The organism is Streptomyces sennicomposti (genome assembly GCF_019890635.1).
In the GTDB taxonomy this organism is placed as follows: Bacteria; Actinomycetota; Actinomycetes; order Streptomycetales; family Streptomycetaceae; genus Streptomyces; species Streptomyces sennicomposti.
On record NZ_JAIOAB010000036.1, the window covers coordinates 13478 to 38463 of the forward strand.

17 protein-coding genes are annotated in these 24986 nt (G+C 74.3%); 7 read left to right on the forward strand and 10 right to left on the reverse strand.

Annotation, left to right across the window (positions count from 1 at the left end):
* Nucleotides 1–689: 689 nt before the first annotated feature.
* Nucleotides 690–2237 carry a protein kinase domain-containing protein gene (locus K7787_RS20035; protein ID WP_372456660.1) on the forward strand — a complete coding sequence of 516 codons (1548 nt, stop codon included), beginning with the start codon at nucleotides 690–692 and terminating at the stop codon, nucleotides 2235–2237.
* Between the two features lie 97 nt (nucleotides 2238–2334).
* Nucleotides 2335–2805, forward strand: coding sequence for a hypothetical protein (locus K7787_RS20040; protein WP_019981647.1), 471 nt, complete (start codon nucleotides 2335–2337; stop codon nucleotides 2803–2805).
* A 149-nt stretch (nucleotides 2806–2954) separates the two neighbouring features.
* Here K7787_RS20040 and K7787_RS20045 read toward each other — a convergent pair whose 3' ends face one another.
* The 3 genes from K7787_RS20045 to purN form a co-directional block, all read right to left on the reverse strand.
* On the reverse strand, nucleotides 2955–4421 hold the full coding sequence (locus tag K7787_RS20045; RefSeq protein WP_223002423.1) for a glycosyltransferase family protein: 1467 nt from the start codon (nucleotides 4419–4421) through the stop codon (nucleotides 2955–2957).
* A 327-nt stretch (nucleotides 4422–4748) separates the two neighbouring features.
* The gene (gene purH / locus K7787_RS20050; RefSeq protein WP_009190240.1) at nucleotides 4749–6314 is read right to left on the reverse strand and encodes a bifunctional phosphoribosylaminoimidazolecarboxamide formyltransferase/IMP cyclohydrolase; all 1566 of its coding nucleotides are present in this window, start codon (nucleotides 6312–6314) and stop codon (nucleotides 4749–4751) included.
* Nucleotides 6311–6940: a phosphoribosylglycinamide formyltransferase gene (gene purN / locus K7787_RS20055; RefSeq protein ID WP_019981649.1), complete on the reverse strand. Its 630-nt coding sequence runs from the start codon at nucleotides 6938–6940 to the stop codon at nucleotides 6311–6313. The genes purH and purN overlap by 4 nt, the downstream gene beginning before the upstream one ends.
* A gap of 290 nt (nucleotides 6941–7230) precedes the next feature.
* Here purN and K7787_RS20060 point away from each other — a divergent pair, with 290 nt between their 5' ends.
* Nucleotides 7231–8058, forward strand: a complete 828-nt coding sequence (locus K7787_RS20060; protein WP_223002424.1) for a hypothetical protein — start codon at nucleotides 7231–7233, stop codon at nucleotides 8056–8058.
* Between the two features lie 57 nt (nucleotides 8059–8115).
* Here K7787_RS20060 and K7787_RS20065 read toward each other — a convergent pair whose 3' ends face one another.
* Nucleotides 8116–9999, reverse strand: a complete 1884-nt coding sequence (locus K7787_RS20065; protein ID WP_223002425.1) for a cell division protein PerM — start codon at nucleotides 9997–9999, stop codon at nucleotides 8116–8118.
* A 104-nt stretch (nucleotides 10000–10103) separates the two neighbouring features.
* Here K7787_RS20065 and K7787_RS20070 point away from each other — a divergent pair, with 104 nt between their 5' ends.
* Nucleotides 10104–11324, forward strand: a complete 1221-nt coding sequence (locus K7787_RS20070) for an RNA polymerase sigma factor (protein WP_308036400.1) — start codon at nucleotides 10104–10106, stop codon at nucleotides 11322–11324.
* 136 nt (nucleotides 11325–11460) lie between these two features.
* On the opposite strand, the gene sucD is transcribed toward K7787_RS20070, so the two are convergent.
* From sucD to K7787_RS20095, 5 genes are all read right to left on the reverse strand, one after another.
* Nucleotides 11461–12345, reverse strand: coding sequence for a succinate--CoA ligase subunit alpha (sucD, locus tag K7787_RS20075; RefSeq protein WP_009190236.1), 885 nt, complete (start codon nucleotides 12343–12345; stop codon nucleotides 11461–11463).
* A 28-nt stretch (nucleotides 12346–12373) separates the two neighbouring features.
* Complete coding sequence (sucC, locus tag K7787_RS20080; protein ID WP_223002426.1) at nucleotides 12374–13555, reverse strand: ADP-forming succinate--CoA ligase subunit beta; 1182 nt, start codon at nucleotides 13553–13555, stop codon at nucleotides 12374–12376.
* A gap of 635 nt (nucleotides 13556–14190) precedes the next feature.
* The gene (locus K7787_RS20085; protein WP_223002427.1) at nucleotides 14191–15384 is read right to left on the reverse strand and encodes a VWA domain-containing protein; all 1194 of its coding nucleotides are present in this window, start codon (nucleotides 15382–15384) and stop codon (nucleotides 14191–14193) included.
* A 91-nt stretch (nucleotides 15385–15475) separates the two neighbouring features.
* On the reverse strand, nucleotides 15476–18118 hold the full coding sequence (locus K7787_RS20090) for a DUF5682 family protein (RefSeq protein ID WP_223002443.1): 2643 nt from the start codon (nucleotides 18116–18118) through the stop codon (nucleotides 15476–15478).
* A 216-nt stretch (nucleotides 18119–18334) separates the two neighbouring features.
* On the reverse strand, nucleotides 18335–19531 hold the full coding sequence (locus tag K7787_RS20095; RefSeq protein WP_223002428.1) for an ATP-binding protein: 1197 nt from the start codon (nucleotides 19529–19531) through the stop codon (nucleotides 18335–18337).
* A gap of 133 nt (nucleotides 19532–19664) precedes the next feature.
* Between K7787_RS20095 and K7787_RS20100 the strand changes: the two genes are divergently transcribed.
* Both K7787_RS20100 and K7787_RS20105 read left to right on the forward strand, forming a co-directional pair.
* On the forward strand, nucleotides 19665–21020 hold the full coding sequence (locus K7787_RS20100; RefSeq protein ID WP_223002429.1) for an SWIM zinc finger family protein: 1356 nt from the start codon (nucleotides 19665–19667) through the stop codon (nucleotides 21018–21020).
* A gap of 267 nt (nucleotides 21021–21287) precedes the next feature.
* The gene (locus K7787_RS20105) at nucleotides 21288–22916 is read left to right on the forward strand and encodes a DUF5691 domain-containing protein (protein WP_009190229.1); all 1629 of its coding nucleotides are present in this window, start codon (nucleotides 21288–21290) and stop codon (nucleotides 22914–22916) included.
* Between the two features lie 167 nt (nucleotides 22917–23083).
* Here the strand turns inward: K7787_RS20105 and icmB are convergent, their stop codons facing one another.
* Nucleotides 23084–23500 (reverse strand): coenzyme B12-dependent isobutyryl CoA mutase small subunit, encoded by a 417-nt coding sequence (icmB, locus tag K7787_RS20110; protein WP_009190228.1) that lies wholly within the window; start codon nucleotides 23498–23500, stop codon nucleotides 23084–23086.
* Nucleotides 23501–23994: 494 nt separating this feature from the next.
* On the opposite strand from icmB, the gene K7787_RS20115 reads away from it, so the two are divergent.
* Entirely contained in the window at nucleotides 23995–24879 is an 885-nt protein-coding gene (locus tag K7787_RS20115; RefSeq protein WP_223002430.1) for an esterase/lipase family protein, read from the forward strand.
* The last annotated feature ends 107 nt before the right edge of the window (nucleotides 24880–24986 follow it).

The window sequence follows — 24986 nt, forward strand, 5'->3', positions numbered from 1 at the left end:
CGACTCCCCTCGCCCCTACGGGCCACCCGACCCCCCTCCCTCCGATTCACCCGACGCACCCAGATCCCGTAGGCACCCGAGCCCCTTCACACACCACAACCGCCACGGCCCCCTCAGCGGCCGCAGGCGACCAGACGCCCTCGGGTGCCACGGGCGGCACGGCGCCCACGACACCCGCGCACGGCCGAACACCGTCGGGCACAGCAGAAGGCCCGGCCCCCTTACGCACCGCAGACGGCGAAGCACCCTCGCGTGCCACCGGCGGCACAGCCCCCTCGTGGACCGCCGACGGCACAGCGCCCTCGGCCGCCCCGAGCGGTCAGGCACCCCTGGAGGCCGCAGACGGCCCAGGTCCAGGCCCCTCCGGGACCACTGACGCTGCGGCATCCCTGCCGGCCCCGGACGGCACGTCACCCCTGGCGGCCCCGGATGGCGTAGTGCCGCCGAAGGCCACAGGCACCCCGGCGCCCGCAGGGTCGGCGGGTGGCACCGCACCCTCGGGTACCACGGACCACGCACCGGCCTTACCGGCCACGGGCGGCAGGACGCCCGCAGGGACCGCAGGCACCGCAGCTCTCCCGGGGGCCGCCGCGGGCACCGCAGCGTACGCAGAGGCCGCAGGCACCGCAGGCACCGCAGCGTACGCAGAGGCCGCCGGTTGCCGGGCGCCCTCGGGTGCCACGGACGGCGTGGCAGCCCCGCTCGCCGCAGGCGGCACGGCCTCTCCGAGGGCCAAGCGCGGCAGGGCGTCGTCCCGGTCCGCGCGGGGCCCGGTGCTCCCCGACGTCGCCGCCCTGAAGTTCCTCCCCACCGGCACCGGCACCCCACGCCGCCTCACCCACCTTCGTGAACTGGTCGAACGCGAAGTCACCTTGCACCGCCGGCTCAGCCGCCCCCGGCTGATCCGGATGTACGAGACGCTGACCGTGGACGATCCGGCCTCCCCCGACCTGGACGGCGCCACCGTGCTCGTCCTGGAGAAGGCGGAGGGCTCGCTGTCCGCCCTGCTCGCCGCCGAGCCCCGTCCCGCCGCCGGCCCGGTGCTGCTGGCGCAGATCTGCGAGGGCCTGGCCCAACTGCACCGGGCAGGCTGGGTGCACGGCGACCTCAAGCCGGCCAACGTGCTGCTGATGCGCGACGGTTCAGCACGCCTGGCCGACTTCAACACGGCCGCCGAGCTGGAGGGCACCCACGCCTACTCCCCCGCTTTCTCCACCCCCGACTACACCCCGCCCGAACTGCTGTGGTCGGAGGTCGGCGTACGGGGCCGCCAGGTGCGTCCCTCGGCCGACGTGTGGGCCTTCGGCGTCCTCGCTCATCTCACTCTTACCGGCTCCTTTCCTCTTCCCGGCGGGACCCCGACGGCCCGCCGTGACGCGGCGGCGGCCTTCGCCCGCGGTACGGACGAACTGCGCCTGTCTCCCGAACTCCCACCCGGCTGGCGGGAGATCGTCTGCTCCTGCCTGACCCGTACGCACGCCGACCGGATCGGTACAGAGACCCTGCTGCGGCGGGTGACGGCCGTGACGGGCACGGTCTGCCCGTCCCCGCGCTTCCGGCTGCTCCAACGACTGCGCCGGCGACTGCGTCGGTGCGCGGCCGAACACGGGCGCCGCACCCGGCTGCTGCTGGGCGGCACGGTCACCGCGGCCGCCGTCGCCGCGCTCGGCTTCGGCATCGGCACTTTCGTCCACGCCCCCGTCGGCAGCCAGGCCTCCACGGCACTGCCCGGGGCCGCGGCCCCGGCCACCTACGGCGCCGCCGAACTCCGCACGGACCGTGGCGTTCCCCCTTCCTATCGGCCTCTCATCGTCAACGCGGCGCACGACTGCCCCCAGCCGGAGGTGACGCCAGCTCTGATCGCGGCCATGCTGAAGGCGGAGAGCGACTTCGACCCCGCACTGTCCGACCCGGCCAAGGACGAGTACGGCATCGCCCGCTGGACTCCGCGGGTGCTGCGCTACTGGATCCGCGCGGACGGCGAGCCCGCCGCCACGATTCCCAAGCCCCCTTTCTCCGCCGCCGTGTCCATCCCGGCCATGGGCCGCTATCTCTGCTTCATCGCTCCGAACCTGGACCCCTCCCTTCCCGGTGACCGGCGGGTGCTGGTCGCCGCCGCCTACCGGACCTCGTTCCGCAAGGTGAACACCGCGGGCGGAGTCCCCCCGAAGTACCGCGACTACTGCGCCCGGGTCGCGCACTACCTCAAGGAGTACACGCCCGCGGGCCACACGTGACCCTGAGAGTTCCGAGGTACCGGCGCAGCGCGGCCGGCGGCACGGTGGTACCAATCCGCTTCGGCGGACCGACCACCTTCGTCACATGGGGGAACCTGTGAACGTGAAGAAGCCCGCCGCGATGCTCATCGCGACGACCGCACTGCTCGCCGGCACCACGGTCGCGGCATCCGCCGCCGACCCGGCCGGCACCCGGGTGACCGGCCTTCAGCAGCAGGCCGAGCAAGTCCTGGCCGGCCACCCGAAGGTCCTGCACGCGTCCGCAGACGCGGTGCGCTACGAGGGCCTGACCGTCACCGCCGCGCCCACGGGCAGGGCCGCCCTGAAGGACCTCGCCTGTGCCTACGGGCACCTGTGCATGGTCGTGAAGGGCACGAAGTTCGACTTCTACAAGTGCCAGACGTGGACGGTGAACAACTGGACCGGCGACGGCCCGTTCACCAACAACCAGACGCCGGGCACGGTGGCGAAGTTCTACAACAGGGACGGCAGCGTCCGCTGGACGTCCACGGCCTACCAGGCCGGCACGGCCACCTGGGACCCGATCTGGTCCCTGCGCCCCTGCTGATCCCGACCCGCTGAACCGCGGTGGTCTCCGGCCCCTCCTGGGGGAGGGCCGGAGCCCACCGCCCCGCGGACACGGACGGCCGGTTGTCGAGGTGACGACCGCTTGTCGAGGTCGTGGGCGCCCACGGGGGGCGCCCATCGAGATGCCGGTCAGATGGGATCGTGGCGTGGGTGAGGGCGGTGTTCGTAGACCGTCACACGACGGCCGCGGACCCGTTCGTCCGCGACGGGCGTGAAGTGCTCGCGCAGCACCGCCAGTTTGGCCTGGTCCCGTGCCGGTGAGGACGGCTCGTCGGGCAGGTGCGCGTCCGTCACCAGCAGGATGCGCCGCTCGCTCAGGGCGAGGGTGCGGATCGTGGCCGGATCCGCCTCCTCGCCGCCCAGCGTTCCGGACTCCGCGGGAGGACAAGTCAGCGCGATGTCCCGCAGGCCGGTGAAGTCTTCCGGAGAGACCAGTGCGGTGTCCCGCCGGAACGCGGGGACGAAGAGCAGCGCGTCCCCTTCCTGGTGCAGTGCGCGCACCCGGTCCGCCACCGCCAGCACATCGTCCACCCTGCTGGCCGGCGACCGGGTGGCCAATGACTGCGGCAGCAGCGCGGCCACCGCCACGACGACCACTGCGGGGATCAGCCACGCGGACGCCCGGGGCAACCGCGGTGCCGCCGCCCGAGCCGCCACGTCGAGGACGGCGCCGATCAGCAGGGCCAGCCCCAGCTGGCTGAACACGATGTACCGGTCCAGGAAAACCGGCTGGATGAAAGAGAGGCCCATAAGACCGAGTTGCGGGACCGCCAGCAACGGCAGCCCCACGGCCGTCGCCGACAGCCGCCCAGCGGGAGGGCGGGTCGCGAGGGCCGCAAGGCCTCCCACCGCCAACAGCACCGCAGGAGCGATCGCCATATGCCAGGTCAGCGGGGGTATCCAGGCCACCTGTCGAGCCTGACCGCGGCTGTAGAGGATCAGCGGCAACACCCCGGCCACCGCGCCCGCTGACGCCCCGGCCCAGCGCGCCCACGCCCCGCGCCCGGCGCGGGTCCACAGAAGAGTCACCGCGTGCGCGGGAAGGATCAGAAGGGAGAGCCAGTGCAGCAGACCCGTCGCGAGGACCACACCGCCGTACGCGGCCCACCGCCCGGCGCCGCCGCGTCCCTGGAGCAGCGTGACCAGCAGCAGCGTGGAGAGTCCGGCGCCGGCCGCGACCAGTGCGTACGAGCGGCCGTCCTGGAGCTGGAACTGCACCGCCGGGAGCAGCGGCAGCGCCAGCCCGCCCACCAGTCCGGCCCGGGATCCGACCAGCCGGCGGCCGACGACCGCGACGCAGGCGGCCGCACCGGCCATCGCCAGCACGGAGGGCAGCCGCAGGGTGACGAGGCCGGGGCCGAAGCAGGTGAAGAGGGCGTGCATCCACAGGTAGTAGAGGCCGTGCACGGCGTCCACGTGCTGGAGCGTGTGCCATAACTGACCGGTCGGCCGCTGCGCCACCAGCCAGGTCGCGGCCTCGTCCCGCCACATGCTGTGCTGCCGGGTGATCCCCCACAGGCCGAGGAGGACGGTCCAGAGCACGGGAACCGCCCAGACGGGCGTGCGCCCTCGGGGACCGGCCGGATGAGAGGTCATGAGCGGCCGGGTCCTCACTGTGGTTGATCATCGGATGGGCCGCTCACAGTACGTGCGAGTGGGCCGCTGACGGTGATCGAGCGTAAGGAATTGGCCAGGGGTGAGTGTGGGGGCAGATCGTTCTCTGCAACGCCGTGGGGGGCTGGGGTCCCGTGGCGCGCTGAGACCCCGCTACACGGTGGGACCGGTCCTCGCAGAACGGCGGAGCCGAGTCCGGTGCACGGCGAAGGGCGCGGCGTCACGCTGTCGCTCGTGACGCCGCGCCCTGACGCGGTGCTCAGTGCCTCAGCTGCGGGAACGGTGCCCGACCGCTCGCCGAAGCGGTGCTCAGTGGAAGAAGTGACGCGTACCGGTGAAGTACATCGTCACGCCCGCCTTCTTCGCGGCCTCCACGACCAGCTCGTCGCGGATCGAGCCGCCCGGCTGGACGATCGCCTTCACACCGGCCGCGATGAGGATCTCGGGGCCGTCCGGGAAGGGGAAGAACGCGTCGGAGGCGGCGTAGGAGCCGCGCGCCCGCTCCTCGCCGGCCCGCTCGACGGCGAGCTTGCAGGAGTCGACGCGGTTGACCTGGCCCATGCCGACGCCGACGGAGGCGCCGTCCTTGGCGAGCAGGATGGCGTTGGACTTCACGGCCCGGCAGGCCTTCCAGGCGAAGGCGAGTTCGGCCAGCTCGTCGGCGGACAGGGCCTCGCCGGTGGCGAGGGTCCAGTTGGCCGGGTCGTCGCCGTCGGCCTGGAGCCGGTCGGTGACCTGGAGCAGCGCGCCGCCGTCGATCGGCTTGACCTCGGCGGGGTGGGAGGGCGCCGCCGGGGCCTTCAGCACCCGGATGTTCTTCTTCTTGGTGAGGGCTTCGAGCGCCCCCTCCTCGTAGTCCGGGGCGACGATGACCTCGGTGAAGATGTCGGCGACCTGCTCGGCCATCTCCTTGCTGACCGGCCGGTTCACGGCGATGACGCCGCCGTAGGCGGAGACCGGGTCGCAGGCGTGCGCCTTGCGGTGCGCCTCGGCGACGTCCGCGCCGACGGCGATGCCGCACGGGTTGGCGTGCTTGATGATCGCCACGCACGGCTCGTCGTGGTCGTACGCGGCACGGCGCGCGGCGTCCGTGTCCGTGTAGTTGTTGTACGACATCTCCTTGCCGTGCAGCTGCTCGGCCTCGGCGAGGCCGGCGCCGGTGCCGTCGACGTAGAGCGCGGCGGGCTGGTGCGGGTTCTCGCCGTAGCGCAGGGTGCTCTTGCGCTCCAGGGTCGCGCCCAGGAAGTCGGGGAACGCGGAGTCGTCGACGGGCGCGTAGGAGGAGGCGAACCAGCCGGCCACCGCGATGTCGTACGACGCCGTGTGCTGGAAAGCCTCGGCGGCCAGCCGCTTGCGGGTGGCGAGGTCGAAGCCGCCGTCCTGCACGGCGGAGAGGACGTCGGCGTAGCGCTCGGGGCTGGTGACGACGGCGACCGAGGGGTGGTTCTTGGCGGCGGCGCGCACCATGGAGGGGCCGCCGATGTCGATCTGCTCGACGCACTCGTCGGCCGAGGCGCCGGAGGCGACCGTCTCGCGGAAGGGGTAGAGGTTGACGACGACGAGGTCGAACGGCTCGACGCCCAGCTCGGCCAGCTGCCGCCGGTGGTCCTCCAGGCGCAGGTCGGCGAGGATGCCCGCGTGGACCTTGGGGTGCAGGGTCTTGACCCGGCCGTCCAGACACTCGGGGAAGCCGGTCAGCTCCTCGACCTTGGTGACGGGAACGCCGGCCGCGGCGATCTTCGCGGCGGTGGAGCCGGTGGAGACGAGTTCGACGCCGGCCTCGTGCAGCCCGCGCGCCAGCTCCTCCAGACCGGTCTTGTCGTAGACGCTGACCAGCGCGCGCCGGATGGGCCGCTTGTTGCTCTCGGCGGTCACAGGATTACTACCTTTCGTCCCTCGATGCGGTAGCCGTGGCGGGCGAGCCGGCTCACGACCTCGACGAGCAGCCTTCGCTCGACTTCCTTGATGCGCTCGTGCAGCGCGCTCTCGTCGTCCTCGTCCCGGATCTCGACCACGCCTTGGGCGATGATCGGACCGGTGTCGACCCCGTCGTCGACGAAGTGGACGGTGCAGCCGGTGACCTTGGCGCCGTACGCGAGCGCGTCGCGGACACCGTGGGCCCCGGGAAAACTGGGCAGCAGCGCGGGGTGCGTGTTCACGAACCGCCCGCCGAACCGTGCGAGGAACTCCTTGCCCACGATCTTCATGAACCCGGCGGAGACGACGAGGTCCGGTTCATGGGCGGCGACGGCCTCGGCGAGCGCCGCGTCCCACTCCTCGCGGGTGCCGTAGTCCTTGACCTTCCGCACGAAGGTCGGCAGCCCGGCACGCTCGGCGCGCGCCAGCCCCTCGATGCCCTCGCGGTCGGCGCCCACGGCGACGATCTCGGCGCCGTAGGCCTCGGCTCCGGTCTCGGCGATCGCGTCGAGGAGCGCCTGCAGATTGGTGCCGGATCCGGAGACCAGCACGACGAGGCGCTTGGCCACGGGCTTGGCGGCCACGGTGGGGCCCTTTCTCGGGGGAGCTGTTTGTACGGTCGTACGAATGCTTCGGGCCCCCGGATACGGGGAAGCCTACGAAGCGGCCGACCGTCAGCAACGATACCGGCACACCGGAAGGCCCCCATGGGACGGGGGCGTGGCCGGAAGGTAGCGTCTGGGGAGAGCTGGTACGGGGACGCGCGGGGAACGCACTTGGCGCACCGTGCGTTCAACGGGTACCGGGCCGGACACCCGACTGTCCGGGCCAGTCGTGACTACCACGTGACTACCAAGGGGAAGACGCTCTCTTGATGCCGGACCGCAGCCCGCGACTCCTCACGCTCCTGCCGCAGCCGACGCGGGGAGGGGAGCGCGGCGCCGTGCTGCTGAGGGAGCGTCCCGCCTCGCCGCCGGACGCGCCCTCCGGTGGCGAGAGCGGCGGGCGGGAGGGTCCCGCCGAGGAGGACAACCCGTTCGCGCCGCCCGCCGAGGGCACGCCCGACCGTCCCTGGCAGCCCCGGCACCCGTCGGGACACGGGCAGGGACAGGGGCAGGGCCGAGGACAGGGGCAGGGCTCCGGTGACGGCTCCGGCGGTCCCGGCTCCGAGGGCGGCGGCTCGCCGTGGGGCAGCCAGTGGAGCGACCGCCAGCCCGGCCGCTCCCCCGGCGGTTTCGGCGAGCGCCCGCAGCGGCCCGGCGGCGGCCCCGAGAAGCCGGGCGGCGGGCCGGGGCCCGGTATGCGCTGGGACCCCACCGACCCCGCCCAGCGCCGTGCGCGGTTCGCTCTGCTGTGCGGTATGTGGGCCTTCTTCTTCGCCCTCTTCAGCTGGCCCTACGTCGCCCTGCTGCTCGGCGCGCTCGCCCTGTACTGGGGCATCAGCTCGCTGCGCACCAAGCCGCGCCGGCCCGGGCCGGACGCCGCCCAGGCGCCCGAGGGCCGCCCGCAGATCACGGCCGCGGTCAGCGGCCTGGTCACGGCCTCGCTGGCTCTCGTCCTGGTCGCCACGGGCTTCGCCGCGCAGTTCGTCTACAGCGACTACTACTCGTGCATGAACGACGCGCTGACCAACGAGGCGAAGCAGTCGTGCGACCAGCATCTGCCGCGGGAGCTGCGGGGGGTGCTGGGGGTCGACGGCTGAGGCCGGCGATCCCCCTCGCGGGGCGCGGTGAGCGTGGTCGTGGTGCGGGGCCGGGGGTCACTCGGGGGGCGTTCCGGGGGGTGTGGGGCTTGCGGTCGTAGGGGGTGTGGTCGTGGTCGTGCCCGGGGTGGGCGCGGCCGGTGACTCGGGCGGCTCTTCCGTCAGAGGTGGCTCGGACTGCCCGGCGGGGAGGGGTGGCTCGGTCCGGTCCGCGGGGGGCGGTGTCTTCTCGGGCTTCGCGCTCTGGTCCGGCCTCGCCGTCTTCTTCTCGGGCTTCTTTTCCGGCGTCGCCGCCCCGTCCAGCGTCGCCGCTCCGTCCGGCTTCGCCGCCTCCTCCGGCTTCGCCGTCTTCCCGGTCGGCTCCGGGTGCTGCGGCGGGGTCGCGGGGGCCGGGTGCGTCGGCCGGCCGAGGGCGGCCGGGGTGGGCAGCCCGTGGGAGCCATGGGCCGTGCCGGCGGGCGACGGCGGGTCCAGGGGGAGCACGTCGTACGGCTCCAGGGTCGCGTCGTAGTGGTGGTCGGCCGGGCGACGGCGCTCGGCGTCCGCCGCGTGGCCCGGCTGAGCCGCCTGTGCCGCACCGCCCGTGCGGGGCTTCGTGATCCGCCACGGGGTTCCCCCGCCCGTCTGCGCCCGGTGCCCCCGGCAGCGCCAGGCCCGTACCAGCACCGCCGTCGGCACGGCCGCCAGCGCGGTCCACAGCAGCGTGGCCCCGGTCACCTGCCAGCCGACCGGTCCGAAGTCGGCGAGGGCGGCGCTCCCCAGCGGGCCGCCCGCCAGTTCCGCGAGCAGGCCGAGCACGATCGCGCACACCAGGCAGGCCAGCGCGGCCCCGCCCGCGGTCCGCCGCCACGACCAGGCCCGCAGGCCGCCGTTCGCCCCCGGGGCGCGTGTCTCCCGTACCGCCGCGCCCGCGACGAACCAGCCGATCGTCAGTCCGGCGGCGACCGGCACCGCCGTGGCCGCCCAGTTCAGCGGGGTGCCGGGTCCCGCGTCCGGGACCGCCGCGAGCAGCGGGAACGGCGGCAGCGACGGCAGCGGGGCGGAGGAGAGCGGGCCGACCTGGCCGGGGCCGAGTGCGAAGCCGGGACCGAGGGTGTAGGCCGCCGCCCACAGCACCGCGTTCGGCAGCAGCGCCAGGCAGAGCAGCAGGACGGCGAACCGTCCCGCCCAGCCCTCCGTCAGTTTCAGGAACGCCCCTTGGGCCGCGCCGGCGTGCGCGACCAGCGACACTCCGAGCACCAGGGCGCCGCCCCCGACGAACACCACCACTCCGGCGCCCGCCGCCCGTGCGGAGGCGCCGAGGCGGGCCCGTGGTCCCGGTCCGAGCAGCAGCCGCCGTACCCCTGGCGAGAGCGACAGGGCGTCCAGGGCCCGTTCCACCGGGACGCGCGGGCAGCCGTACGCCGCCCAGACGCCGCTGCCCGCCGCCCCTACCGCGACCAGCGGCACCCACAGGACGGTCCACGGCCACGAGGGGTGCAGGGGGCCGCCGGCCGCGTACACCGAGGCCGCGCCGGCGACGGAGAGGTAGCCGATGACGACGCCCGCCCAGGCGGTGCGCTGGGGCAGCAGCGGTCCGCCGTCGGTGGTGTCGGTGGCGTCCCGCGCCGCCCGGTGCAGCAGCAGCACGGGCAGCACGAGCAGCAGCAGCGGCGTCACCCCGATGGGGGTGGGCGCGCCGGTGAGGGTGCCGGGGCGGAGCAGTTCGGCGCCGTGTGCGAGCAGCCACAGCGCGGCGGCGACGTGCAGCGCGCCGCCGGGTCCGCTGTCGGGGTACGGCGAGCTGATCCACAGCACGATGACGAGCACGGCGGACGAGCCGAGCCCGAGGCCCGCCGCGACCACGCCGCCGAGGAAGCCGGCGCCGAGACCGGGCGAACGGTCCCGTACGCGGATGCGCAGCTGGGCCAGGGGCGGGCGGTGACGGGTCGTCTGGATCACGTCGCCATGCTGCCAACGTCACACGCATTCCCGGCGCAACAGGCGAACCTCCGATGTGTCGCTCAATATACGTTTATGTGCCTATTCACACGGAGGGACGCACTGTGACGGATCGTCATGCGAACCCGCTGCCGCAGCCCGTGGAGGGCCGTACGCCTTGCGCGGCACCCGCTCTGACACGCACTCAGTCCTCCGGGACGACGACCACCGACACCCGCGACCGGGCGGAAGGGCAGGAGGTGATCAAGGCCGGCACGGCCGGAAAGAACGAGACGGCCGGAAAGAACGAGAACGAGCTGACGCCCGCTCAGGCCTTTGACTCGCTCTACGCCTTCTGCGCCCCCGCCCTCGTCCGGCAGACCTATCTCCTGACCGGGCGTCACGAGCGGGCGCGCGCCGCCGTGGAGACTGCCTTCCGGCAGGCCTGGCAGCGCTGGCCCGAGGTGGCGCACGACCGGGACCCGGCGGGCTGGGTGCGGGCGGCGGCGTACGAGTGCGCGCTGTCTCCCTGGCACCGGCTGCGGCGGCGCGACCGCCTGCCCGACCCGCCGCCGGACCCCGCCGACCGCGCCCTTCAGGACGCGCTGCTGCGGCTCCCGCCGTCGTACCGCCGCACGCTGGTGCTGTACGACGGCGTCGGCCTCGATCTGCCGGAGACGGCGGCCGAGACGGAGGCGAGCACCCCGGCGACGGCCGGCCGTCTGATGCACGCCCGCGAGGCCGTCGCCGCCCACCTCCCCGAACTGGCGGACCCGACGGAACTCCACCGCCGTCTGGTCCGCCTCGGCTCGGCGGCGACGCTGGCGGCGGCGCACGCGGCCGCGACCGGCAGGACCGTGTCGGGGACGGGCGCGGGCGGTTCCGCGGTACCGGCGGGCGCCGCCGCTCCGGGAGCCTCCGGAGTGGCCGGGGTCGCCGGGGTGGCAGGGGTGGCCGGCGTCGCGGGGAGCGGCGGGCGAGGCTCCGGGGCGGGCGGGCAGCCGGTTGCGGGGACGGGCGGGAGGCCCGTCGCCGGGGCCGCGGTCGCTTCGGTGGCCGCCTCGGTCGCCGGGCCGGCGGCCGTGCGGACCGCCGAGGAACGCAGCACCCGTTTCTGGACCCGGTCCGCGATCGCGTTCACCGTCACCATCATCGGCGCGACAGCGCTCACGCTCCGGACCGCCCCCACGCACTACCTGGCGCCGGTCTCCCCAGGTCATCCGGTGCAGGGCCTGCCGGTGGAGGCGGCGGCCGGTCCGCTGTCCGAGGACGCGCTCAAGCAGCGCGCGCGGCTGAAGGCCGAGGTGGCGGGCGGACCGGAGCGTCTGGCGCCCGAGATCCGCTAGCCCTTTCGGGGCGCGCCCGTGTGCGCCGCCGTGCGCGCCGCCTCCGTGCAAGCCGACGGGCCCGTCCCCTGGCCGCGATGGCCGGGAGACGGGCCCGTCGATGTCACACGCCGGGCGGCCGAACCGCCCGGACGGTTCAGCCGGCGAGGATCTCGCGGGCGAGCTTGGCCGTCTCGGTCGGGGTCTTGCCGACCTTGACGCCCGCGGCCTCCAGGGCCTCCTTCTTGGCCTGGGCCGTGCCGGAGGAACCGGAGACGATGGCGCCGGCGTGGCCCATGGTCTTGCCCTCGGGCGCGGTGAAGCCCGCGACGTAGCCGACGACCGGCTTGGTCACGTTCTCCTTGATGAAGGCCGCGGCCCGCTCCTCGGCGTCGCCGCCGATCTCGCCGATCATGACGATCAGGTCGGTGTCGGGGTCGGCCTGGAACGCGGCGAGCGCGTCGATGTGCGTGGTGCCGATGATCGGGTCGCCACCGATGCCGACGGCGGTCGAGAAGCCGATGTCACGCAGCTCGTACATCATCTGGTACGTCAGCGTGCCGGACTTCGAGACCAGGCCGATGCGGCCCGGCTTCGTGATGTCGCCCGGGATGATGCCGACGTTGGACTGGCCCGGGGTGATGATGCCGGGGCAGTTCGGGCCGATGATGCGGGTCTTGTTGCCCTTCTTGCCGGCGTACGCCCAGAAGGCGGCCGTGTCGTGCACGGCGATGCCCTCGGTGATCACGACGGCCAGCGGGATCTCGGCGTCGATGGCCTCGACGACCGCGTCCTTGGTGAACTTCTCCGGCACGAAGATGACGGAGACGTCGGCGCCGGTCTTCTCGATGGCCTCCTTGACGGTGCCGAAGACGGGTACCTCGGTGCCGTCGAAGTCCACGGTCTGACCCGCCTTGCGCGGGTTCACGCCGCCCACGACGTTGGTGCCGTCGCCGAGCATGAGCTTGGTGTGCTTCATGCCCGTCGCGCCGGTCATGCCCTGGACGATGACCTTGCTGTCCTTGTTGAGCCAGATAGCCATGGTGTGTTGGTGTCCTCGTCCTGAGTGCTTACTTGGCGGCGTGGGCCAGCTCGGCGGCCTTGTCGGCCGCGCCGTCCATGGTGTCGACGCGCTGGACCAGCGGGTGGTTGGCGTCGGTGAGGATCTTGCGGCCCAGCTCGGCGTTGTTGCCGTCGAGGCGGACGACGAGCGGCTTCTCGACCTTCTCGCCGCGGTCCTCGAGGAGCTTCAGCGCCTGGACGATGCCGTTGGCGACCTCGTCGCAGGCGGTGATGCCACCGAACACGTTGACGAACACCGACTTGACGTCCGGGTCGCCGAGGATGATCTCCAGGCCGTTCGCCATCACCTGGGCGGAGGCGCCACCGCCGATGTCCAGGAAGTTGGCGGGCTTGACGTCGCCGTGCTTCTCACCGGCGTACGCGACGACGTCCAGGGTCGACATGACCAGGCCGGCGCCGTTGCCGATGATGCCGACCTCGCCGTCGAGCTTGACGTAGTTGAGGTTCTTCTCCTTGGCGGCCGCCTCGAGCGGGTTGGCGGCGGCCTTGTCGTGGAGTTCCTCGAAGTTGGGGTGACGGAACTCGGCGTTGTCGTCCAGGGAGACCTTGCCGTCGAGGGCGATGACCTCACCGGAGGCGACCTTGGCCAGCGGGTTGACCTCGACCAGGAGGGCGTCCTCCTTGATGAAGGTGTCCCACAGCTTGACCAGGACGTCGGCGACCTTGTCGGCGACCTCGGCCGGGAACTTGGCGGCCGCGACGATCTCGCGGGCCTTCTCAAGGGTCACACCGTCGATCGCGTCGATCGGCGTCTTGGCGACGGCCTCCGGGCGGGTGGCCGCCACCTCCTCGATCTCCATGCCGCCCTCGACGGAGGCGATGGAGAGGAAGGTGCGGTTGGCACGGTCGAGGAGGAAGGAGACGTAGTACTCCTCGACGATCTCCGGCGCCGTCTCGGCGATCATCACCTTGTGGACCGTGTGGCCCTTGATGTCCATGCCGAGGATGTCCGTCGAACGGGCGACGGCCTCGTCCGGGGTGGCGGCGAGCTTCACGCCACCGGCCTTGCCGCGACCACCGACCTTCACCTGCGCCTTGACGACGGACTTGCCGCCCAGTCGCTCGGTGATCTCGCGCGCCGCCTCAGGCGTGTCGATGACTTCACCGGCCAGCACCGGTACATCGTGCTTGGCGAAGAGGTCCCTCGCCTGGTACTCGAACAGGTCCACGCGCTTCCGTCCCTATCAGTGATCTCGCGGTTCGTTGGATGCGTGGGCGTGCCGCGAAGGGCAACGTGACGTCCGCTTGTCACTAGGGGGGCGCACACGGTGTCCGAGCGCGCGGCATGTCCATCTCGCAGGTTATCGCCGCTCGCGGGGGCGCCCTAAATCCGGGGTCACACCCACGCGGTGATACCTGTCACATGATGCCGCCGTTCCTGGCACGGCGTGCCGGATGTGGCCGGATCCGCAGGGTCTCACCGGGCTGGGGTCGACCCGGTGAGACCCCTGTGCACGGCCCCGGAGGGCCCGAGCCCGATGATCCCCACCCCAATGGGGACCAGCGCGGCCCTGTCGCAGGGTTCCGGGCGTGCGTCCGGACAAACCGACGGCTTTCGGCCGCCCGTGCTACCCGGCCCCGCACAGCCCCCAGAGACTCGCACGTGTCCCGCGGCCCGCACACCGGGCGGAGCCGGGGTCGGGGCCAGGACCGAGGTCAAGACCAGGGCCGAGGCCGAGGTCAGGACCAGGGCCGGGACAAGGACCAGGGCCGGGACCGAGGCCAGGACCAGGGCCGGGGCCGGGGCCGGTCGTGCGGTGACCGTCCCCGGCTCGGCCGTACGGTGGTCGCCGCGCACGAGCCGTCACGCGGTGGCCGGCACCGGCAGGGGGCGCTTCTCGATCGCCGCCGCCATCACCTCCGGGAACAGGTCGGGGGTGCAGGCGAACGCCGGCGCCCCGAGGGCCGCGAGCGCGGCGGCGTGCTCCCGGTCGTAGGCGGGCGCGCCCTCGTCGGAGAGCGCGAGCAGGGCCACGAACTGCACCCCCGACGCCTTCATCGCCGCCACCCGCTTCAGCATCTCGTCGCGTATCCCGCCCTCGTACAGGTCGCTGATCAGTACGACTACCGTGTCCGCCGGCCGGGTGATCTGCGCCTGGCAGTACGCCAGCGCCCGGTTGATGTCCGTGCCGCCGCCGAGCTGGGTGCCGAAGAGCACGTCGACCGGGTCGTCCAGCTGGTCGGTGAGATCGACGACCGCCGTGTCGAACACGACCAGCCGGGTGCTGATCGACCGCATCGACGCCAGCACCGCCCCGAACACCGACGCGTACACCACCGACGCCGCCATCGACCCGGACTGGTCGATGCAGAGGACGACCTCCTTCTTCACCGACCGGGACGCCCGTCCGTAGCCGATGAGCCGTTCCGGCACGATCGTGCCGTACTCGGGCAGGTAGTGCTTCAGGTTGGCCGCGATCGTGCGGTTCCAGTCGATGTCGTGGTGGCGGGGCCGGCTGACGCGCGCGCTGCGGTCGAGGGCGCCGGTGAGCGTGGCCCGGGTGCGGGTGGCGAGCCGCTTCTCCAGGTCCTCGACCACCTTGCGCACCACCGCCCGCGCCGTCTCCTTCGTCGTCTCCGGCATCGCCTTGTTCAGCGAGAGCAGCGTGCCGACCAGGTGGACGTCCGCCTGCACCGCCTCCAGCATCTCCGGTTCCAGCAGCAGCGTCGCCAGCCCGAGCCGGTCGATGGCGTCGCGCTGCATGACCTGCACGACGGAGGAGGGGAAGTACGTCCGTATGTCCCCGAGCCAGCGCGCCACCGACGGCGCGGACGCCCCGAGGCCGGCCGAACGGTTCCCGCCGCTCGGCCTGCCGCCGTCGCCCCTGCCGTAGAGCGCGGTGAGCGCCCCGTCCATGGCCGCGTCCCGGCCCGAGAGCGTGCAGCCGGTGCCGTCGGCGCCCTCGCCGCCGCCGAGCACGAGCCGCCACCGCCGCAGCCGCTCCTGAGCGCCCTCGCGTGCCGCGTCCGTCACGGCGACTCCCTCTCCCGCGCTCATGCCCTCTCCCTCGGCCGCGCCCATGCCGTCTCCCCTCCTCGCCGTCATGACGTGCGCCTCCCCACGGCCGTGCCGCGTCCTTCCCCTGCCGTCATGCCACCGCCCTCGCACGTCCGTCGCGGACCGTTCCCCCGACCGCTGCGCCCTGCGCGCCGGCACCGGTGTCCGCCGTCCCGGCGGCGATGCCGTTCGCCTCCGCGCCGCCGTCCGTCGCGGTCCCGGCCGCGATCGCCTTCGCCTCGTCCAAACCCAGCAGCAGCCGTAGCACCGGCGCCACCGCGTCCGCCCGCTCCTCGTCCAGGCCGGGGCCGAAGCCGGGTGCGCCGGCCGCCTGCGCCCCGGCCGGGCCGCCGTCCTGTCCTGGACCACGGCGGACCAGCTCGCCGAGCGTTCTGCGCACCCCCGGCTCGTACGCCGAGAAGGTCCGCCGCAGCAGCGGCAGCACGTCGGTGAACGCCTCGGCCGGTACTCCGGTCAGCCAGGCGTCGAGGAGCCCGAGCAGCCGCTCGTCGTGCACGAGCAGCATTCCGCCGCCGCCCCCGCCGACGAAGCCCTCGATCCACGCCGCCGCGTCCGATGGCGGCGTCCCGGGTGACAGCGCGAGTCCCATGAGCCGCGCCGCCCGGTCCTGCTCCATCGCCCCGTCGTCCAGCAGGAGCCGCACCGCGCGCCCCCGGATCACGCCGGGCGCCGTGTCCCGCTCCGCGAGGGTCCGCAGCACGGTGTGCCAGCGCGGGCGCAGGTCGCCGTGGCCGGCCGTGAGGGTGTCGCCCAGCAGGCCCACCGCCGTGTGCACCGCGTCCACGTGGCGGCGCATCTCCTCGGCCGCGTCCGCGTCCAGGGCGGCGCAGGCCGTCGGCAGGCCGACGAAGACCCGTTCGGCCAGGCCCGCGGCGACTCCCGCCAGCGCCCCGGTGTCGGTGCCGCGCACGTCGCCGTAGCGCAGGGAGCGCACCAGTGCCGGCAGCGCCTGCGCGAGATGGCCGACGTCCGCGTCGAGCGCCGCCCGGTCGGCGAGCACGCGCATCACCACGGGCAGGGCGTCGCTGAGACCGGCCAGCAGGCAGTGCTCGGCGAGAGCGGTGACCTCGGCGAGGGTCTGCGCGCCGACGGCGTCGGACTCCGCCCGGGCGGTCGCGGCGGCGAGGACGGTCGTCCCCCACACTCCGGCCTCCGCGACCCGTACCGACAGCTCCGGTTCCCAGCGCAGCCGCCAGGTCTCCCGGAACGTGCCCGTGCCGCTCCGCGAGGCGGCCGGTTCGCCCCAGCCGACGCCCAGCAGCCGCAGCCGGTGCAGCAGCCGGCCGCGCTCGGCGTCGGTCTCCTTGCGCAGGTCGAGTTCCAGTTCCCGCACCTGCGCCTCCGGTTTGAGGCGCAGGCGGCGCTGGAGGCGGGCGAGGTCGCGCTGGAGCGGCACGGCGGGCGCCGTGTCGGGCACCTCGCCGAGGACGTCGCCGACCACCAGCCGGTCGTGCACCAGTGCCTGCGGCACGTCCGAGCCGTCGCACATCACCGCGCGCACGGCGTCCGTGGTCTCGCTCAGCCCGGGCAGCGGGCGGCCGCGCATCGCGGCGAGCGTCTCGGCCAGCCGCACCGCCTCGATGACGTGCGCGGAGGACACGATCCGGTCCTCCTCGCGCAGCAGTCCGGCCACCTTGGTCAGCCACCGCTCGACCGGCCGGTCCGGTGCGGCGAACAGGTGTGCGTACCAGCCGGGCGAGTCGATGCCCGCGCCGTACCCGCTGGCCCGGGACAGCCGGCGGTGCGTCCAGGGCACCCACGTCAGGTCCGCCTTGATCTTGGGCAGGCCCTTCAGCAGGGCGCGGTCGGCGGCGACGGTGGCCTTCCGCCGCAGCGCGGGCACGTGCCAGGCGCCGCACACCACGGCGACGCCGTCCCCGAACTCGCGCCGCGCGGCGCGCACCTTGAGCCGCATGTGGGCCTCCCGTACGAGGTCCCGTCCATGGCCGCCGCTCCCGTACGCCTCCCGCAGCGCCTCCATCGCCTCCTCCAGCGCGAGGAACGGGGCGAACGGGTCCGCCGCTCCGCTCCCCCGGTGCTCGACGACGTCCTCCCACCAGCGCTCGGGGTCGTCGTAACCGGCGGTCTCGGCGAGCACGGCGAGCGGATCGACCCGCACCTCGGAGCCGGGGCGCGCACCGGAAGCGCCGGACGTCCCGGGACCGGCGGGCGCGTCCGAGTCGTGGGGCGCCCCCGGACCGCCGGGCGCCTGCGGCCCGGCAGGCGTCTGCGGACCGGCAGGCGCTCCGGCGCGGGCGGGCGTGCGCCTGCGCCCGGAGGGCTCCCCGGCCCCCTCCTCCGGGGAGTCCTCGACGCCGGTCAGGTCCTCACCGGGACCGGGGCCGGGACCGGGACCGGGCTCTGGTTCGCCGGCGTCTGCCGGCGCGTCCTCGTCGTCCCGCTGCCAGGCCAGCGTGTGGGCGGCCGGCAGGTCGATGAAGCGGGCCGGGACGTCGTGCTCCATGGCCCAGCGCAGGGCGACCCACTCCGGGGAGAACGCGGCCAGCGGCCAGAACGCGGACCGGCCCGGCTCGTCCACCGCGTGGGCGAGCAGCGCGACCGGCGGCCGCATCCCCTCGTCCAGGGCGAGCGGGATCAGCGCGTCCGCCTCGGGCGGCCCCTCGATCAGGACCGCCCGCGGCCGCGCCGCCTCCAGCGCGGCCCGCACCGCCCGGGCCGAGCCCGGCCCGTGGTGCCGCACCCCGAGGAGCAGCGGCCCCGCGCCGGGCCACCGGTCCTCCGTCGCCTCTGTTCCCTCATTCCCCGCCACACCGTCCCCCTCGCGCACACCGTCCCCCTCGCGCGGACCGTCCGCGCCGTCCGCCCCGGCCGCCCGTCCAGCTGGGCTCGTCCTCGGCCCGGTTCCGCACCGCACCGCCCGGCGTCCGCTCCCGGCCCGCCGCGATCCCCCGTGCGGACTCGTGGTCCCTCACGCGGTCACCTCCCGGCAGGCCCGGTAGAAGTCCTTCCAGCCGTCCCGTTCGCGGACCACCGTCTCCAGGTACTCCTGCCAGACGACCCGGTCGGCCGCCGGGTCGCGGACGACCGCGCCGAGGATGCCCGCGGCCACGTCGCCGGCCCGCAGCACGCCGTCGCCGAAGTGCGCGGCCAGCGCCAGGCCGTTGGTGACGACCGAGATCGCCTCGGCGGTCGAGAGCGTGCCGCTGGGCGACTTCAGCTTCGTCCGGCCGTCGGTCGTGACGCCGTCGCGCAGCTCGCGGAAGACGGTCACCACCCGGCGGATCTCGTCGATGCCGTCCGGCGCGGCCGGCAGGTCCAGGGAGCGGCCGATCTGGTCGACGCGGCGCGAGACGATGTCGACCTCGGCCTCGGGGGTCTCCGGCAGCGGCAGCACCACCGTGTTGAACCGGCGGCGCAGCGCGCTGGACAGGTCGTTCACCCCCCGGTCGCGGTCGTTGGCGGTGGCGATCAGGTTGAAGCCGCGGACCGCCTGCACCTCCTCGCCCAGTTCCGGTATCGGCAGGGTCTTCTCCGACAGGATCGTGATGAGCGTGTCCTGCACGTCGGCCGGGATGCGGGTCAGTTCCTCGACGCGGGCGGTCATGCCCTGCGCCATGGCCCGCATGACCGGGCTCGGCACCAGGGCGTCGCGGCTGGGGCCGTGGGCCAGCAGCCGCGCGTAGTTCCAGCCGTAGCGGATGGCCTCCTCCGGTGTGCCCGCGGTGCCCTGGACCAGCAGCGTCGAGTCGCCGCTGACCGCGGCGGCCAGATGCTCGGACACCCAGGTCTTCGCCGTGCCGGGCACGCCGAGCAGGAGCAGGGCGCGGTCGGTGGCCAGGGTGGTGACGGCGACCTCCACGATGCGGCGCGGGCCGACGTATTTGGGCGTGATCACCGTGCCGTCGGGCAGGGCGCCGCCGAGGAGGTAGGTGGCCACGGCCCACGGCGACAGCTTCCAGCGGGCCGGGCGCGGGCGGTCGTCCTGCGCGGCGAGCGCGGCGAGTTCGGCGGCGAAGGCCTGCTCGGCGTGCGGGCGCAGCGCCTGCGCCGCCTCCGTGCCTGGCGCGCTCCCGCCGCTGCCGGCGCTTCCCGCGCCGCCCGTGTTCGCGGGCGCGGAGTGGTTCTGGCTCGGTTCGACGGATGTCGGTTCCACGGACACAGACATGGCTGAGGCCCCCTCCAGCTCGGCCGGTTCGGATCTGGTGACCACCGTGCACCACGCCACTGACAATGCGCGCTGACCTGCGCAAACGTGCTCGCCGGGCCGATTGTCAGTGGGGGGATCTACCTTCGATGGCATGACACAGCAGGGGGTGCGCTGGACCGCGGACCAGGTGCTGGCACTGGCGCCTGACGACGCGTCACGCAAAGCGGGAAGCAAACTCGCCACGGCCGGGCCGTGGTCGGCGGCGGGCAGCTCGGACGAGGGGGCGGTGTGGGGTCTGTGCAAGGGCAGCGGCAAGAAGCCGTACCAGACGGTCGTGGACCTCGGGGACGCGGCGGGGGCGGCGTACAAGTGCAGTTGTCCCAGCCGCAAGTTCCCGTGCAAGCACGCGCTCGGACTGCTGTTGCTGTGGGCGGGCGACGAGGCGGCCGTCCCGGCGGGGCAGGAGGCGCCGGACTGGGCGGAGCCGTGGCTGGCGGGCCGGCGGCAGCGGGCGGCCGCGCAGCCGGCCGGGGCGGCGGGCGGTGCGGGCGGCACCGCCGACCCGGAGGCGGCGCGCCGCCGGGCCGAGCGCCGGGCGGAGCGGATCACGGCGGGGGCGACGGAGCTGGAGCAGCGCTTGGCCGATCTGCTGCGCGGCGGCCTGGCCGCGGCCGAGCAGGCGGGGTACGGGCTGTGGGAGGAGACGGCGGCCCGCATGGTCGACGCGCAGGCGCCCGGTCTGGCGGCCCGGGTGCGGGAGCTGGGGGCGATACCGTCCTCCGGGCCGGGCTGGCCGGTGCGGCTGCTGGAGGAGTGCGCGCTGCTGCATCTGCTGGACCAGGGCTGGCTGCGCCGTGAGCGGCTGCCGGAGGCGCTGGCGGCGACGGTGCGCTCCCGGGTCGGCCTGCCCGGTGCGGCGGACGGCCCGCCGGTGCGCGACCGCTGGCTCGTCCTCGCCCAGTACGACACGGCGGACGCGAGGCTGACCACGCGCCGCATCTGGCTGCACGGCGCGGACTGCGGGCGTACGGCGCTGCTGCTCTCCTACGGCGCCGCCGGCCGCGCCCCCGAGCCGGCGCTGCCGGTGGGGCTGGCCTTGGACGCGGAGGTCGCCGCGTATCCGGGCGCCGGACAGCCGCGCGCGGCTCTCGGGGAGCGGTTCGCGCCGCCCGCACCGACCGGCGCACGTCCGCCCGGTGTGACGCCCGCGCAGGCGGTGGCGCGCTACGGCGAGGCGCTGCGGGAGGACCCGTGGCTGGAGTCCGTCCCGGTGACGCTGCGCGAGGTGATACCGGTCCCGGACGGCGACTCCTGGCAGCTGGCCGACGCCGGCTCCGGTTCCGCGCTGCCGCTCACCGCGGCGGCCCGCGCCCGGCCGGGGCTGTGGCGGCTGGTGGCGCTGTCGGGGGGCGCGCCCGTCACGGTGTTCGGCGAGTGCGGCCACCGCGGTTTCACACCCTTGACGGCCTGGCGGGAGGAAGGCGGCGAATTGGTCACCCTGTGCTGAACATTGATGCACTCTGAGCGACATTTTCGCTGGTCACGGAGGTCAGGTGTCCGTCATTGGGGTGACGTCGCGGAGCAGGACGGAGGGATGCGGCGTACGGCGGGAAAGCCTCACCCGAAAGGCGCACAACGGCCCGGACCGCACCGATCCGCATCGCAATCAACCACCCTTTCTCACCTGTTTCACGCATTTGTTCCGCGCCGCGGGAAACCCGGCGCGAGTGACCCTCCGACCACCCACAGGCACCCGGCAACCGAAGGGAAGCTCATGATCAGGACCTCCGCCCCGGTGGAAGCGCCCGCAGCGGGCGCCTGGGAGGAGTTGGTCACCACCGCGCTGCTCGGCACGGACCGCCGTACGCCCCCGGGCGTGCCCGCGGGACGGCAGGCCCCGGCGGCGCTGCTGGACGCGGCGGCCGTGCAGACCGTACGGCGGCGGGCCGGGCTGCGGGCCGCACCGGCGGCCGAGCGGCCGCACCCGGCGCCCGAGGACCCCCGGCCGCAGCTGCCTCCGGCGGCGGCCCGCAGGCTGACCATGCTGCTGGCCGACCGGCCCGGCACGGCGGGCGGCGGACGCAGGGGCACCGCGCCCGATCTGATGGAGCTGCTGCCCCAGTGGCTCGCCGCCGCCAACGCGCGCGGTTACGCGGCGCCGCCGCAGGCTCTGCCCGCCCTGCTGGACGCGGCCCGCGGACGCACCGACCTGCGGCCGGCCGCGCTGGCCTTCGCGGGGCCCCGCGCCCTGTGGCTGGCCCGGCTGAACCCCGACTGGCGGTTCGCCCTGCGCGCGGCCCCCGGCAGCGGAGCCGCGCTGCCCGGCCCCGGCGAGGCGGAGCGGATACGCGAGCTGTGGGAGGAGGGCCTGTTCGCCGAGCGGGTGGCGCTGCTGGCGGCACTCCGCGAGCGCGACCCCGCGGCGGCGCGGGAGCTGCTGGCCGGCACCTGGGCGACCGAGCGGGCCGAGGACCGCCTGATGTTCCTCGACTCGCTGCGCGCCGGTCTGGCGCCGGCGGACGAGCCGTTCCTGGAGCAGGCCCTCGCCGACCGCAGCCGCAACGTGCGGGCGACCGCCGCCGAACTGCTGTCGGCGCTGCCCGGCTCGGCGCTGGCCGCGCGGATGGCGGACCGGGCCGCGGCGTGCGTGGCCGTCGATCACACCCTCGGCACGCCGACCATCGCCGTCGAGGCCCCGCACGAGTGCGACGCGGCCATGGAGCGCGACGGCGTCGTGCCCAAGGCGCCCTCCGGGCGGGGCGAGCGCTCGTGGTGGCTGGGCCAGCTGCTGGAGGCGGCCCCGCTCGGCACCTGGCCCGCACGCCTGGGCGGGCGCACCCCCGAGGAGATCGTCGCGCTGCCGGTCGCCGACGGCTGGCAGGGCGAGCTGCACGCCGCCTGGTGCCGGGCGGCGGTGCGGCAACGGGACGCACGGTGGGCGCGGGCGCTGCTCGGTGCGCCCGCGGCGCCCGAGGCCGGCGGGCCGGGCGCGGTGTCGCTGGCCGAGCGCGCCCGGCTGCTCGGCACGCTGGGCGCCGCCGAACGGGCCGACTGGGTGGCCGGGTTCATCTCGGCGCACGGTCTGTCCGAAGCGTTTCAGCTGCTCGGCGTGTGTGCGGTGCCGTGGGCCGCGCCGCTCGGCCGGGCGGTGGTCGACGCGCTCAACATCGCGCGGGACGCAGGGAGTTACCCATGGAGTTTCAGTGGAGTGATGGGACTGGCCGAGCGGTGTCTGGACCCCGCGGAGGCGAGCCGGCTCGACGGGCTGCTGGCGGTGCCGGACGAGGCGCGGGACGCCTCGCCCGGGGCGGGCGGGTACTGGGCGGAGGCGTTCCAGCGACTGGTGACGACCTTGCGGCTGCGCGCCGCGATGGCCGAGGAACTCGGTGTCCTCGGCGGCTGAGCGGTGCGGCGCAGGACGGTGGGCGTCTCCGGGGGCCGCGCTCCCGGACTCCCCAGGCCCCCCGGGCTCTCCTCGGGTCCGAGCGGCCTGGTCCTCAGCCGCCGGACGGGCGGGTCGCACCCGGCCCGCACGCCCCGGTGCACGACCTCGCGCCGCACCCGCGAGGGCTACGCCTCCGCCGGCTGGCGGACGTTCTCGCGGACCCAGTCCACGATGGACTGGGTGGTCGCGCCCGGAGTGAAGATCTCCGCGACGCCCTTCTCCTTCAGCGGCGCGATGTCGTCCTCGGGGATGATGCCGCCGCCGAAGACGACGATGTCCTCGGCCTCGCGCTCCTTGAGCAGGTCGATGACCGCGGCGAACAGCGTGTTGTGCGCGCCGGAGAGGATGGACAGACCGATCGCGTCGGCGTCCTCCTGGATCGCCGTGTCCACGATCTGCTCCGGGGTCTGGTGGAGCCCCGTGTAGATGACCTCCATGCCGGCGTCGCGCAGCGCCCGCGCGATCACCTTGGCCCCGCGATCGTGGCCGTCGAGCCCCGGCTTGGCCACCACCACGCGGATCGGACCGGCTGCCACACCCATCACTGCCTCCATGAAGCGACTACAACCGCCCGCCGCGGGGCGGCCGCCCCGCACCACATCGTCCGGGGAAGTGAACGAACGTTATCTCCAGCATCCCGCAACCCGCAGTTTCGCGGTGCGCGGGGAGGGGCAAATCACACGGTGGGACACTCCTCCGGGCTCGGGCTCCTGGAGCAAGGGGGACTTTCACACCGCGCACCGTTCCCCGCCGCCGCGGACCACGGTCCGGACAGCGCCCTGGCACAGGGCCCGGACAGCACCGTGGCACGGAAGCCGGTGCGGGAACAAGCGTCACGGGAGCCGCAACGAGGTCGTCGCAGCACGGCGCAGCGCTCCGCGCGCCGTGGCGGTGCAGCGCACCGGCGAGGGCACGCAGGACGCACGGGCCGCCCCGCGTTCCGCGCTCCCGCCCCGCCGGCCGCAGCCGCCGCGACCGCCCACAAGGACGCACGGGGGACAGAGCCGTCCTCCCGCGCGCCGACAGGAGGTCGGCCATGAAGGTCACCAGCGTCGCAGACCCCATCCTTCCGCTCTGCCAGCGTCTGTTCCCGAGCAGGATCGCGGGAGTCTCACTGGGTCTGCTGAAGGCGACCGCCCTGGAACTGGCGATCCTCGCGGGACACGTCCTCCTGTATCCCTCCGGGATCGTCCAGGAGCGCCGCGGCCCGGCGTGCCCGCTCCCCGCGTCCGGCGCCGCGGCCGAGGCGGGCGGCGCCGCCCGGCTGCCGGTGGAGGCCAAGCCGCCGGTGGTGCTGCTGCACGGGTTCATCGACAACCGCTCGGTGTTCGTGCTGCTGCGCCGCAGCCTCGCCCAGCACGGCCGGCAGCGCGTGGAGTCCCTCAACTACTCGCCGCTGACCTGCGACATCCGCACCGCGGCCGAACTGCTCGGCCGGCACATCGAGGAGATCTGCGAGCGCACCGGCAGCAAGCGGGTCGATGTGGTCGGGCACAGCCTGGGGGGCCTGATCGCCCGGTACTACGTGCAGCGGCTCGGCGGTGACCTGCGGGTGCGCACGCTGGTCACGCTCGGCACCCCGCACGCCGGCACCCGGGTGGCGCCGCTGGCCAACGCCCATCCGATCGTGCGCCAGATGCGCCCCGGCTCGGAGCTGATCGAGGAGCTGTCGCGTCCCGCGCCGGGCTGCCGTACGTACTTCGTCAGTTTCTGGAGCGACCTCGACCATCTGATGGACCCGCTGGAGTCGGCCTGCGTCGACCACCCCGACCTGAAGGCGGAGAACGTGCGGGTGAGCGGCATCGGCCATCTCGCCCTGCCGGTGCATCCGGCCGTGGCGAGCGGAATCCGCCAGGCCCTGGACACCGTGCGGCCGGGAGACCCGTCCGCGAACCGGGCCGGAGGGCTGACCGTGGCGTGACGTTGGCCCATCAGGGTCGAACCTCGTCTCGAACACAACATCAAGGGCGTGTCCGCCGTCCGCCGAAACACAGCCGATTGCCCGTTTCCCGCGTACGGGAAACCGGC